Genomic DNA, 12,852 nt, shown 5'->3' with positions numbered 1-12,852 from the left:
CAGTGAGAGAGATTTCATATTTAGAAGCCGTTCGAGAGGCTATGAGTCAGGAAATGAGAGAAAACCAAGATGTCTTCATTTTAGGTGAAGATATCGGCGTATATGGAGGCGCTTTTGGGGTTACGCGCGGCATGATTGAAGAATTCGGTCCAGAGCGCGTACGCAATACACCGATCTCAGAGGCTGCCATCGCAGGAGGCGCAGTCGGAGCGGCTTTGACAGGCATGCGTCCAATTTTAGAACTTCAATTCTCTGACTTTATTACCATCGCTATGGATCAGCTTGTCAACCAAGCGGCCAAAACACGTTACATGTTTGGCGGAAAAGGAAAGGTGCCGCTTGTTGTGAGAACACCAGCAGGCTCTGGAACGGGTGCCGCAGCGCAGCACTCACAAAGCCTAGAAGCGTGGATGGCTCATATCCCGGGACTAAAGGTAGTTCAGCCTTCAACAGCTTATGATGCAAAAGGACTTTTAAAGGCAGCAATGAATGATGACAACCCTGTTATTTTCTACGAGCATAAGCTTTTATATAAAACAATCGGTGAAGTGCCAGAAGAGCAGTATTCGATTCCTCTAGGGAAAGCGGATGTGAAAAGAAGCGGGAAGGACGTCACGATTGTAGCAACAGCTATTATGGTGCATAAAGCATTAGAAGCGGCGAAGGAATTAGAAGCAGAAGGAATCGATGTCGAAATTATTGATCCAAGAACACTCGTACCTTTAGATGAAGAAACCATTATCGAATCTGTGAAGAAAACGGGTAAATGTATCGTCGTTCATGAAGCAGTGAAACGAGGCGGCTACGGTGGAGAGATTGCGAGTATGATAGCGGAAAGTGAAGCCTTCGACTACTTAGATGCTCCTATTAAACGTCTTGGCGGACTTGCGGTACCAATACCTTATAACCCAACGCTCGAAAAAGCAGTCATTCCACAAGTGCCAGATATTATTGAAGCAGCAAAAGAGCTTGTGCGCTCTTAAATAAAGGGGAGAAGATCATGCCAAAAGAGATATTTATGCCAAAGCTAAGCAGTACGATGGAGATCGGTACCTTGCTTCAATGGTTGAAAGAAGAAGGAGATTCGGTTGAAATCGGTGAGCCTCTTTTTGAAATTATGACAGACAAGATCAATATCGAGGTGGAAGCCTATGATGATGGCATTTTTCTGAAGAAATACTATGAAGCCGATGATCAAATTCCTGTCAATGCTGTCATTGGGTATATCGGAGAGGCAAATGAACAGGTGCCAAGCGAGCCGCCTGCACAAGCAGATGAAGATTCTTCGGGCAGCGGTGAATCATCAGTAGAATCTGCTTCATCTGGTTCTACTGAAGCCGAAGCCGAAGCCGAAACAAACTCTGATGAAAAAGTACGTGCCACGCCTGCGGCGAGAAAAACGGCAAAGGATCACCATGTGCCGATTCACGAGGTATCTGGCACAGGACCAAAAGGTAGAATTCAAAAGCGGGATGTCGAAGCAGTCATCAATACTGATGAGCAAGATCAGCGCGTGTCACCGCTTGCAGAAAAAGTCGCTGCGCGTGAAGGAATCGATTTAGCGGCAGTTGCTGGATCTGGCGCTCACGGAAAAATCATGAAGAGTGATGTGAAAGCAGCAGCTGTACAAAAGGCAGACTCTGCTCCAGTGAAAACACAAAAACTAGCTGGCATGAGAAAAGTGATCGCTGATCGCATGTCACAAAGTGCCTTTACAGCACCGCACGTGACATTAACAAGTGAAATCGATATGACAAAAGCGAAAGAAGTGCGTAAGCAGCTGTTACCGGCGATCGAAAAAGAGACAGGCTACAGATTATCGTTTACAGAAATCATCATTCATGCAGTCAGCAATGTCCTTACGCGCCACCCGCAAATCAATATGACGTTTGAACAAAATGAGCTCCATTTCCATGACAATGTGCACATTGGTCTCGCTGTTGCTGTGAAAGACGGCTTAATGGTTCCAGTCATTTCTCATGCGAACGAAAAAGGATTAAAACAGCTGACAAAAGAGGCAAAAGAAATTGGCCGAAACGCACGTGACCAAAAACTGCTCCCAGACCAGCTGAAAGGGTCGACATTTACCATTAGTAACTTAGGTATGTATGCCATTGATACCTTTACCCCAATTATTAATCAGCCAGAAGTGGCGATCTTAGGTGTTGGGCGCATTCAAGAAAAACCTGTTGTGATAGATGGAGAAATTCAGGTGCGGCCAACGATGGGAGTCAGTTTATCGTTTGATCACCGAGTCGTAGATGGCGCACCAGCGGCTGCCTTTTTAACAGACCTTAAAAAAGTGCTTGAACAACCATTTGAATTGCTAATGTAGGAGATGAATCGGATGACGAAAACGTATGATCTGACAGTCATTGGCGGAGGGCCTGGCGGGTATACTGCCGCCCTTCAAGCAGCTGAGCGCGGACGAAAGGTCGCTTTAATTGAAGAGGATTTTCTAGGTGGTACTTGTTTAAATCGAGGCTGTATCCCTTCAAAGACACTGCTCAAACATGCAGAAGTCATTGAATCAATTGAGAAGGCGAAAAGCTGGGGAATCGAAACAGGAGACTTGGTCCTTTCCTTCGAAAAAATGAGAAAGCGTAAAGATGATGTCATTGAAAAGCTCAGAGGCGGAATCGCCTTTTTATTAAAGCAAGGAAAGATTGATGTATATAACGGCAGAGGTACAGCTGTCACAAAGCATCGTATTGAGATTGAACAACAAGACGGATCAGAATCGATTGAAACGAAAGAGCTCATTATTGCCACCGGATCTTCACCTGCCATACCGCCAATTCCGGGGCTCAAAGAGATTCAATTTGATACAAGTGATACGATCTTTGATATCCCAGATATTCCTGCTTCTGTCGTCATTATTGGCGGAGGTGTCATTGGTCTTGAACTGGCATGTATCTTCCAGAGTCTACAATCAAAAGTCACTATTATTGAAGCGGCTCCGTCCATTATTCCACAAGAGGATGAGGAAGCATCTAAGCTGCTAGAAAGAGAATTAAAGAAAAAAGGCATCCATATTGCGACGAAAACCACTGTGACAGAGGTGACAGAAAGCGAAGGCGTCAAAGCGGTTCATGCAACAGATGATAAAGGAGAAACACATATCTTTACGGCTGAAAGACTGCTCGTTTGTGTAGGAAGAAAGCCTAATGTATCAGCGGTTAGCCAGCTGAATCTTCAGTTAGATGGACCTTTTATCAAAGTGAATGACCAGATGCAAACAAGTGCTGAAGGTGTATATGCAGTTGGCGACGTCGCCGGCGGCTATCAGCTAGCCCATGCAGCGATGGCAGAGGCAGCCGTTGCGGTCAGTAATATATGCGGAGAGCTTGAAAAAATGAATTCCGATATCGTACCTAGATGTATTTATACATTACCAGAGGTGGCGAGTGTTGGGCTTACAGAGAAAGAGGCGAAAGCAAAAGGGCTTAAAGTTCAAACAGAACGATTCGATTTAGCTGCAAGCGGAAAAGCATTGGCGGCAGGTGTTCAAACAGGCTTTATTAAACTGGTGTACGATACAGCATATGGTGAAGTCATTGGCGCCACTATGGTTGGTCCGCACGTAACAGAGATGATATCAGAAGCTTCCTCATTTATGTATTTAGAAGGGACGGCAGAAGAGATGGCCAAAATGATTCATCCGCATCCAACCATCTCAGAAGGCTTTTATGAAGCAGCCCTTCATATCGTGAGTAAGCTGAGAAAATAGAGGCCAAACAAGTGATAGGGAGGAGATGCATGTGCACGTCCAGCTTCATCAGAAAGCGGCACTTGTAACAGGTAGCACAGATGGGTTTGGAGAAGCCATCTGCCTGGCTTTAGCCCGGGCAGGTGCACATGTTTTTATACACACTTTTTATGATGAATCCAAGGCAAAAACCATTAGTGAAGACATTCAAAAAATGGGTGGCCAATCAAGTATCATCATGAATCGACTAGAGACACCGCGAGATGCAACGAACATGATGAGGCAAGTGATAGATACATGCGGCAAGCTTGATATTTTGGTCAATCAAGCAGAGCAAAAAGTGGGCACGGAGCTTGTTGCTGGCGTAAGCCCTGATAGATGGGTGGATGAAGTGGAATCGACCGTAAATACAGCTTTTCTTTCCAGTCAAGCCGCTGTATGGCACATGGTTGACCATAAGCAAGGCTGCATTATTAATATATCGTCTTCAGGCAGTATAACAGGTGATGGCGGGATGTCACATGCTACATCGAATAGTATGCTGAATGCCATGACAAAAGGTTTAGCGCGAGAATTTAAAGACAAAGGCATCCGGGTGTTAGCACTATTGCCGCCTCCTCTCCATTTGCTTCCTGACACAGAGCAAATCAAGGAGACTGTGGCTCATATGACGGTGTTCTTAAGTACGTCGTATGGGGCATTTACAGATGGAGCAGCGATTATGCTTGACGGGGGTGAGAGCGCTGGCTAATCATCAAAAAGCAGTTCTTATCGTTGGTGGGGCCCAAGGGATCGGGAAAGAAATTGCCGAGCGTTTTTTAAAAGAAGGGCATCGTGTTGCTGTGTCAGATATAGATGAACAGGGGCTTTCACTCTTAAAAAAACAGCATCCTCAGCTACTGACGTTTCAAGCTGACGTTTCATCGTGGGAAAGTGTTCAGCAGATGATGTCAGCAGCTGAAAGGGAGCTAGGCGGCATTGATCATCTTGTGTATTCAGCAGGGATGACGAAATCACTTCCCTTTTTAGAAGTTGATTTTTCGCTTTGGAAAAAGACACTGGCTGTGAATTTATATGGTCTTTTTTATTGCATTAAAGCCTCGGCACCCTATTTATGTGAGCGACAAGAAGGCAGTATGGTCATTATTGGATCGGGGTCTGCGATAACAGGCTCTGGCGGCGGTATTCAGTATTACGCGTCAAAAGCAGGTGCTTTTGGCCTAATGCGTTCGCTCGTAAAGGAATTAGGCACACATCATGTGCGCATCAATGTGATTGCACCCCGCGTCATTGAATCTCAGATGCTTGATACCCTTTATCCTACTGAGGAGGAGAAAAGGCAGCTCCAATCGCTCATTCCTATCGGGAGATTAGGAAAACCTGAGGACATCGCAGGTCTCACTTTATTTCTCACAAGTAACGAAGGAAGCTATTTGCACGGACAGATTATCCTGTTAGATGGCGGGAGAACGTACCAGCCGAAATATACCGAGGGAAAAAGAGCGGAGAGTTGATCGCTCTTTTTGTCATTTTCATAACAATTGTTCCAATTGGAAACGAATGTTTGGTATACTGGTAATCATAGTATATTAAAAGGATGATGTCACATGCTGAATTGGGAAGAAAGACGACAGCTCGTCAAGGTTGCACATCTTTATTATACAGACGGGTGGACGCAGCAGGAAATTGCAAAAAAGCTCAATGTCTCAAGACCAGTTATTTCAAAACTTCTACAAAAAGCAAAAGATGTGGGAATCGTTGAAGTGTACATTAAAGACGAAAGCATTCATACGGTGGAACTTGAAAAGCAGCTAGAAACGACCTTTCAATTAACAGATGCTGTCGTGGTCCCAAGTGTCGGGACAATGTCTGAGATGGTCAAGCGGGCAGTCGGTCAGGCAGGAGCTTATTATCTTTCTAAAAACATGAAAGACGCTGAGAAAATCGGCATTTCTTGGGGGACCACGCTTGCTGAGCTTGTGAAAGAATATCCGTTTGAACGAAGAAACGAAATCAAAGTCATCCCTTTAGAGGGCGGGATGGGCAGGCAGGCAGTCGACATTCATGCCAATCAGCTGGCATATGAGCTGGCAAAGAAAATGAATGGCACATGTTCCTATTTATATGCCCCTGCGATTTTAGAGACAGAAGAATTAAAGGAACGGCTCATGGCGATGCAGGACATAGAAGCTGTGCTTGAAGAAGGCAGGAATGTGGATATTGCCCTCATCGGTATTGGTAACCCGCATAAAGGCTCTACTTTAAAAACAGTCGGTTATTTAAAAGAAGAGGATTTATCTGGATTAAGACAATCAGGTGCTGTCGGTGATATTGGTTTTCGCTTCTTTGATGGAGAAGGAAAACCCGTCCAAGATGAACTGAACCAAAAGGTCATTGGCTTATCGTTAGAACAATTAAAGAGCGTCAAAACTGTCATTGCTGTTGTGGAAGGAACCCATAAAGCTGAAAGTATTTTAGGGGCTTTAAATGGCGGCTTCATCCAAGTGCTGGTGACCGACGAACAGACTGCGACAGCCATTTTAAAGGAAGCATCAGTCCAATAAATGGCGGCGGTGATCGTATTGTATAAAAAGAGCAACATCAAACGAGAAAGGAGCTGTGTATCTTGAAGCAAACCGAAATGGAAGCAAATCTACACTGTACTCGGTGCCAAGAAGAGACCCTCCACAGCATCGTTTATGTGAATGATCAAATGAAAAGCGTTGAGTGTACAGAGTGTCATCAGAAGATCAGCGTGCAAGTCGACATCATGAAGGAATTTTACAAAGAAGTATATGAAAAAATTGCGACAAAGCCAAAGCGGATGACGCAGGAATATAAGGCGAATCTGAATGGCTTTATCTCAAGGCTCCCAATCCGCGTGCTAAGTAAGCCATACCGGCTCATGAGATATTTAAACGAATCATACAAAGTGATCAAGCAATATAAAAAATAAAGCAGAGGCTGTTTAGCTCTCTGCTTTATTTTGGGTCTTTTTCATATAATAATAAATAGGCAGTCCAGCTATCCCGATCAGTATGGAGAAAAGGCAGCTTTTCCAATCCGTGATCATCGTGCTGATTAAGACGAATAAAGAGCCGATAATCGCAACAATCGGTGTCAGTGGATAAAGTGGTACGCTATAAGCGCGCTTCATTCCGCTGTTTTGTTTTCTTAGCTTAAATACAGCGAAAAAGGCCATTACATAAAAAATATAAATCATGAAAATGGAAACCTCTGACAGCTTCTCTGGATTACTAACGATCATAAATACAATGGCGATCAAAATTTGCACAAATACAGCGACCCAAGGTGTTTTGAAGGTAGGATGAATACGTGAAATGGCTTTGGCAAAAGGAATTTGCTTTCGTTCTGCCATTGCAAAAATCACACGTGGGAATGAAAGAACCTTTCCGTTCAAACAACCAAAGATACTAATGATGATCCCAATGCTAATGATTTTACCGCCAATTGGACCAAAGAGTATTGTGGCAGCAGTACTTGTTGCATTTTCACCTAGCTGAACGATTTCATTAGCTGGTAACACGTGCAAAAGTGCCACATTAATAAAGAGATAACAGGCCGTGACAATTAAAATCCCGCCTGCCATCGCTCGAGGAAGCAGTTTCTCTGGGTTTTTCATTTCACCGCCAAGCGCTGCAAGCAAAATCCAGCCATCATAGGCAAACAACGTAGCCAAAACCGCTGCACCGAAGTTCATCTGAGCGATACTATCGTTGACAGCCGTAAAGATGTTTTCATTTCCTTTCCATAAGCCAAACACAATAATAGCGGCAATTGGGACAAGCTTTCCGATCGTGGTTAGTCCTTGTACAAACCCACCGTATTTCGTTCCCATCATGTTGATGACACATAAAAATAGAACCGTGATAATGCCAATAGTTGTAGACCATAAAGAAGAAAGAGAAAATAAATTGGATAATAATGAACCAAAATAAAGACCAAGAGCACCAATAATGGCAGGTCCGTAAATGATAATTTGCACCCAGCCGCATAAGTAGCCCCAAAATTCACCGTACACTTCTTCAAGATAGGCATACAAGCCGCCGGTTCGCGGGATTTGTGTACCAATTTCGGCGACAGTCAGTCCACCTGCAAGGGTTAATATTCCACCTAACAGCCAAGCAAATAATGCGATGTCGGAGCTTCCTGAATAGGAAAGGACGTTGCCTGGCTTCATAAAGACGCCTGACCCAATAATTGTCCCGATGACAAGAGATAGGGCAAAAAATAAGCCGATGTCTTGTTTTAACGCTGGTTGTTCTTTGTTCATTACACACGACCTCCTGCATCACTTTCGTACGTTACTGTGACATGTATTTTGTTCATTGTAATACGATTTTAAGAAAACAAGAATTAAAAAAATTTTCTGATTTTCGTATTTGAATTTAAAAGTGTTTGTTTATTGGAGATATTAGGGTGAATGTTGTGTTAAAAACGAACAATATAAGATTATTTTCGTTTTAATGTTAATTTAAAGGGCGGAAACCGAACATCCAGTAAACGTGCAGCCAAACGGTTGACTTTTCTTGAAAAATAACCTATTTTATTCATAAGGATATTATCTTGAATTCGAGATATTTTGAAATAGGAGTGAAAAATAATGAGAATAAATGGGATTCACCACGTATCTGCACTAACAGCCAATGCTCAGAATAATGTTGATTTCTACCGCCAAATCCTTGGCTTAAAACTTGTGAAGAAAACAGTTAATCAGGATGACCCTTCTATGTATCACTTGTTTTATGGAGATGAGGTCGCCTCACCAGGAACGGAACTCACATTCTTTGAAATTCCAATGCTGGCCCGCCGTTTGGAAGGAACCAATGCCATCACACGCACAGGCCTTCTCGTTTCTTCTGAAGAAGCACTTTCATTTTGGGAGAAGCGGTTTGAAGAAAAAGGCGTGCAGCAAGAAACAGCTTCCTTAAGAGGCGGAAGACCTGCCCTGCGATTTACAGATCCAGAAGGGCAGCAACTATTTTTGACAGTAGAACCGAGCGGACATGAGGCAGGTTCACCGCCAGTACATGACGATATTCCTGCAGATTTTGCGATTAGAGGTTTAGGTCCAGTAGAATTAACAGTTGCAAAGGTAGAAAAAACGATCGGCGTCTTAACGGGCATCCTTGGTTTCACTGAAAGGGCACGTGAACAATCAAGTGATGGTGAAATTGTGACCATTTTTGAGTCAGGAAATGGCGGAGCTGGAACAGAGATTCATGTGATTGAAAAAGCAGAAGGGCCATCTGAGCGTTCTGGCAGAGGGAGTGTTCATCACGTCGCCTTTCGCGTGGAAGATGCAGAGGAGCTAGAAAAATGGCATGACAAAATATCAAAGGCTGGCTTCACGAATTCTGGTGTTGTGGAACGCTTCTACTTCAAAGCACTTTACTTTAGAGAGCCAAATGGTATTTTGTTTGAAATTTCAACAGATGGCCCTGGGTTTACAGTAGATGAGGGAGTGGATGAGCTTGGTGATCAGCTAGCACTTCCGCCATTTCTAGAGCACAAACGAGCAGAAATTGAACAACGATTAACCCCAATCCAGTCATCATAGCAAAAGCAGCTCATTTAATGAGCTGCTCAGGGTGTAGACAAACCCTCGCATTCGGTGTCAGTTCTGCGTGCTGGTGCTCACGAATGTCAAATTCGCTCCGCTCCGGTACTCGTCCTTCCTAGACTGCAAAGGTTTTCTATCACGCTGCAAAGAAGACAAAGGGCTAAAATAAAGATCATTTTAGCCCTTTGTCAATAATCTAAGCAGCTCATTTGATGAGCTGCTTTTTTGTTAGGAACTTACTTCCTTTGACTCCGATTGCGTTAATGTGACTTGTTTTGTTTCTTCTTTTCCGTTTCGAATGAGTGTAATCTTCACTGCATCTCCTACTTTTGTATTCGTGTAAAGTTCGTGTCGTAATTCACTGCCGGTTTTTACTTTTTTGCCATTGATGGCGGTAATGACATCCTCTGATTTTAAGCCAGCTTTTGCAGCAGGTGAGCCGGCGGCGATTTCTTTGACGTACACGCCCTTATCCAGCTGACTACTTTTGAGTCCTAGTGTTTCTTTCTGGTAAACATCCGGGACTTGTTCAAGATCCAGCATGCTAATGCCGATATATGGACGCTCAATTTTTCCTTTTGCGAGAAGCTGTTCGGCGATTGGTTTGACATCATTCATTGGGAGCGCGAATCCAATTCCTTCAACACCTGTTTCAGAGATTTTCATACTCGTAATTCCCACAACCTTTCCGTCTGTTGTTAAAAGCGGTCCGCCGCTGTTGCCGGGGTTAATGGCTGCATCTGTTTGAATGACATTGATGCTACTCTCGCCAGCTGATGTATTCATAGAGACCGTTCGATCGACACCGCTGACAATTCCTTGCGTCACGGTTCTTGATAAATCTTCACCAAGTGGGTTTCCGATAGCGATGACGGTTTCTCCAGCTCGAAGTGAAGAAGAATCGCCTAATGTCGCAACCTTCGTGACATTGCTGCTGCTAATTTCTACAACTGCTAGGTCAGTCAGCGGGTCTGCACCGACCAGTTTTCCTTCAACGGTTTTGCCATCATGCAAGGAGACCGTCAGTTTGTTTGCCCCTTCAATGACATGGTTGTTTGTTAATACATAGGCTTTACTGCCAGATTTTTTAAAAATCACTCCTGAGCCTGTACCGGTCTCTTCCTCTTGACTGCTGTTGTTTTGGTTTTGCTGTGATTCATCAAAAGGCGTATTGACATCGCCAAAGCTCGTATCTGTTTGACTTTGCGCTTGGTAGTTTGTAATGCCGACAATGGCTGGTGATACATTTTCGACCATATTGGAAATGCTGCTTGATGAATTCGATGTTTGTACGGCAGTGGATTTTGACGTATTGGTACTTGTATCATTAGTGGAGACAGCTTCGGTTTTTGTTGACGATTCATTTGCTGTACTGCTTTCTGAGTGCTGAGCATATGGCGTGAGGACGTAGACACCTAATGCTAACGTACCGCCTACAATGCCGCTTATGAACGGTTTAAACCAACCACTCGGCTTCTTCTTCTGTTTTTTTGGTTGTTCGATTGTTTGTAATTCATATGAAGGTTGTTTTTCATCTTTGTGATTTGTCATTCGGATCACTCTCTTTCATCAATTTTTACATGTATGTGTTCAAGGTGTTTTACGGTATGTGGTGGATACTGACTTTATCGTAAGAAAAAAATGTGGGATAAAAATGAAAACATTGTGGGAAATTGTTAAAATAAGTAGTGAATCTAAGCAAAATAGAGGAGATTAAACTGTGGAGACAATAGGAATCATTGGATATGGAAGCATGGCTGATATGATGGTACAAAAATGGCTGGAAAAAGGGGTGCTAGATGCCCGACAGTTTATGATTCATACAAGAAGTGAAACGGAGCGGCTTCATCAGCTCAAAGAGAAGCACCAAGATGTTAACATCTGCTCATTAGATGAACTTTCTGCGTCATGTGATGTTCTGTTTGTCTGTGTGCCGCCGCTTGCTGTACTTGATGTTCTGGATCAGCTACACCCGGCAAAGAAAGCGATACATGTTGTGTCAGTGGCAGCGGCTGTAACGTTAGATAAATTAACGCAGCATACGAATCAACCAGTATCCAGATACATCCCAACTTTGACTTCAGCCGTTGGGACGGGCGTATCACTTGTTGCACATGGTGTTACCGTAGGGGATGAAGAGAAAGAACGCTTGAACCGTCTGCTTTCAGCATTTAGCATCGTCCGGGAAGTGGAGGAAGATCGGTTTGATGCGGCGAGTAATTTGACAAGCTCATCTCCTGGTTTTATCGCTGCTATTTTTGAAGAAATGGCGAAAGCCGCGGTGAGAAATAGTGAGCTTTCCTTAGAGGAAGCATATGAATTTTTAACTTATGCGCTTTTAGGCACAGGACAAGTCCTTGTAGAACACGGCCTCACATTCGCTGAAACGGTCAATAGGGTGGCGACAAAAGGCGGGATTACAGGAGAAGGCGCTTCGGTCATTCAAAGGCAGGCACCCCAGATGTTTGATGACTTATTTACACAAACCATGAAGAAATACGATCAGCTGAAATTGCAGGTCGACGAAGCAGATAAACACCACTAAAGACATAGTTAGTGGTGTTTTATTTGTTAAAAAAACCCTTTACTTGCTATTCTTTTGACCTGTATTAGCTGAGTCTAAACTCCTTATTTTTAGAAAATGTATTGAAAAATCAATCAAGTTCTCATATAATTTTTTAGAAAATTTAGAAAAATATACACAAATTTTAAGTTTAATTAAAGGGGGATGGGGATGAAGCTCTATGTATCTGTCGATATGGAGGGTATTACTGGTCTAGCTGATCATACATTTGTCGATGCCCGTCAGCACAATTATGAGCGGGGCAGAAAAATCATGACAGGTGAAGTGAATGCCTGTGTAGAAGCTCTTCTTGGGCATGGTGCAACCGATATTTTAATCAATGACAGTCATTCTAAAATGAATAATCTCTTGATCGAAGAACTGCATGAAGAGGCAGCCCTCATATCAGGCGATGTAAAACCTTATTCAATGGTGCAAGGATTAGATCAAACGTATGATGCAGCTGTTTTTTTAGGCTACCATGCGAGGGCGTCAATGAAAGGTGTGATGTCCCACAGTATGATTTTTGGTGTCAGACATTTTTACATAAATGATCATCCAATTGGTGAAATGGGCTTTAATGCGTATGTTGCAGGCTATTATGGTGTTCCGGTGATCCTTGTATGCGGAGACGATCAAGCGGCATTTGAAGCAGAAAAGCTGATGCCTGGCGTGAAAACTGTTGCAGTGAAAGAAACCATTTCAAGATCTGCTGTAAAATGCTTATCCCCAGCCAAGGTAAATAAACAAATCTCGCAGCAAGTGGAAGCTGCAATGAAACAAATTCATCAAATCAAGCCGCTGACGCCTCCTGATCAGCCAATGCTTAAGATCGAGTTTGCCAATTATGGACAAGCTGAATGGGCGAATTTAATGCCGGGTACTGCCATCGTAGAAGGAACGACGACGGTGACGTATCAAGCAAAAAATATTTTAGAAGCCTACCAAGCGATGCTTGTCATGACAGAGCTTGCCGCACGTACAACATTTTGTTAA

12 protein-coding genes are annotated in these 12,852 nt (G+C 43.5%); 10 read left to right on the top strand and 2 right to left on the bottom strand.

The features are described 5' to 3' along the window. Positions 1–2 precede the first annotated feature (2 nt). The 7 genes from BA70_RS11630 (at position 3) to BA70_RS11600 (ending at position 6,665) form a co-directional block, all read left to right on the top strand. A complete protein-coding gene (locus BA70_RS11630) occupies positions 3–983 on the top strand; it encodes an alpha-ketoacid dehydrogenase subunit beta (RefSeq protein ID WP_034322381.1) in 981 nt (326 codons plus the stop codon). A gap of 17 nt (positions 984–1,000) precedes the next feature. Next, complete coding sequence (locus BA70_RS11625; protein WP_034322290.1) at positions 1,001–2,335, top strand: dihydrolipoamide acetyltransferase family protein; 1,335 nt, start codon at positions 1,001–1,003, stop codon at positions 2,333–2,335. A gap of 12 nt (positions 2,336–2,347) precedes the next feature. Next, the gene (gene lpdA / locus BA70_RS11620; protein ID WP_034322288.1) at positions 2,348–3,730 is read left to right on the top strand and encodes a dihydrolipoyl dehydrogenase; all 1,383 of its coding nucleotides are present in this window, start codon (positions 2,348–2,350) and stop codon (positions 3,728–3,730) included. Positions 3,731–3,755: 25 nt separating this feature from the next. Then, positions 3,756–4,460, top strand: coding sequence for an SDR family NAD(P)-dependent oxidoreductase (locus tag BA70_RS11615; protein WP_239646664.1), 705 nt, complete (start codon positions 3,756–3,758; stop codon positions 4,458–4,460). Then, positions 4,417–5,223: an SDR family NAD(P)-dependent oxidoreductase gene (locus BA70_RS11610; protein WP_034322281.1), complete on the top strand. Its 807-nt coding sequence runs from the start codon at positions 4,417–4,419 to the stop codon at positions 5,221–5,223. The genes BA70_RS11615 and BA70_RS11610 overlap by 44 nt, the downstream gene beginning before the upstream one ends. A gap of 93 nt (positions 5,224–5,316) precedes the next feature. Next, complete coding sequence (locus tag BA70_RS11605) at positions 5,317–6,273, top strand: sugar-binding transcriptional regulator (protein WP_034322278.1); 957 nt, start codon at positions 5,317–5,319, stop codon at positions 6,271–6,273. 62 nt (positions 6,274–6,335) lie between these two features. Continuing rightward, entirely contained in the window at positions 6,336–6,665 is a 330-nt protein-coding gene (locus tag BA70_RS11600; protein WP_024719605.1) for a hypothetical protein, read from the top strand. A 12-nt stretch (positions 6,666–6,677) separates the two neighbouring features. On the opposite strand, the gene BA70_RS11595 is transcribed toward BA70_RS11600, so the two are convergent. Further along, on the bottom strand, positions 6,678–8,003 hold the full coding sequence (locus tag BA70_RS11595; protein WP_034322272.1) for an APC family permease: 1,326 nt from the start codon (positions 8,001–8,003) through the stop codon (positions 6,678–6,680). A gap of 330 nt (positions 8,004–8,333) precedes the next feature. Here BA70_RS11595 and BA70_RS11590 point away from each other — a divergent pair, with 330 nt between their 5' ends. Next, a complete protein-coding gene (locus BA70_RS11590; protein WP_034322269.1) occupies positions 8,334–9,290 on the top strand; it encodes a ring-cleaving dioxygenase in 957 nt (318 codons plus the stop codon). Between the two features lie 231 nt (positions 9,291–9,521). Here the strand turns inward: BA70_RS11590 and BA70_RS11585 are convergent, their stop codons facing one another. Beyond that, a complete protein-coding gene (locus BA70_RS11585) occupies positions 9,522–10,844 on the bottom strand; it encodes a S1C family serine protease (RefSeq protein ID WP_034322266.1) in 1,323 nt (440 codons plus the stop codon). Positions 10,845–11,013: 169 nt separating this feature from the next. On the opposite strand from BA70_RS11585, the gene proG reads away from it, so the two are divergent. Both proG and BA70_RS11575 read left to right on the top strand, forming a co-directional pair. Beyond that, entirely contained in the window at positions 11,014–11,838 is an 825-nt protein-coding gene (gene proG, locus BA70_RS11580; RefSeq protein ID WP_034322264.1) for a pyrroline-5-carboxylate reductase ProG, read from the top strand. A gap of 189 nt (positions 11,839–12,027) precedes the next feature. Further along, positions 12,028–12,852 carry a M55 family metallopeptidase gene (locus tag BA70_RS11575; RefSeq protein ID WP_034322261.1) on the top strand — a complete coding sequence of 275 codons (825 nt, stop codon included), beginning with the start codon at positions 12,028–12,030 and terminating at the stop codon, positions 12,850–12,852.

Source organism: Bacillus zhangzhouensis (genome assembly GCF_000715205.1).
In the GTDB taxonomy this organism is placed as follows: domain Bacteria; phylum Bacillota; class Bacilli; order Bacillales; family Bacillaceae; genus Bacillus; species Bacillus zhangzhouensis.
This window is presented reverse-complemented; position numbering and strand designations above follow the sequence as displayed.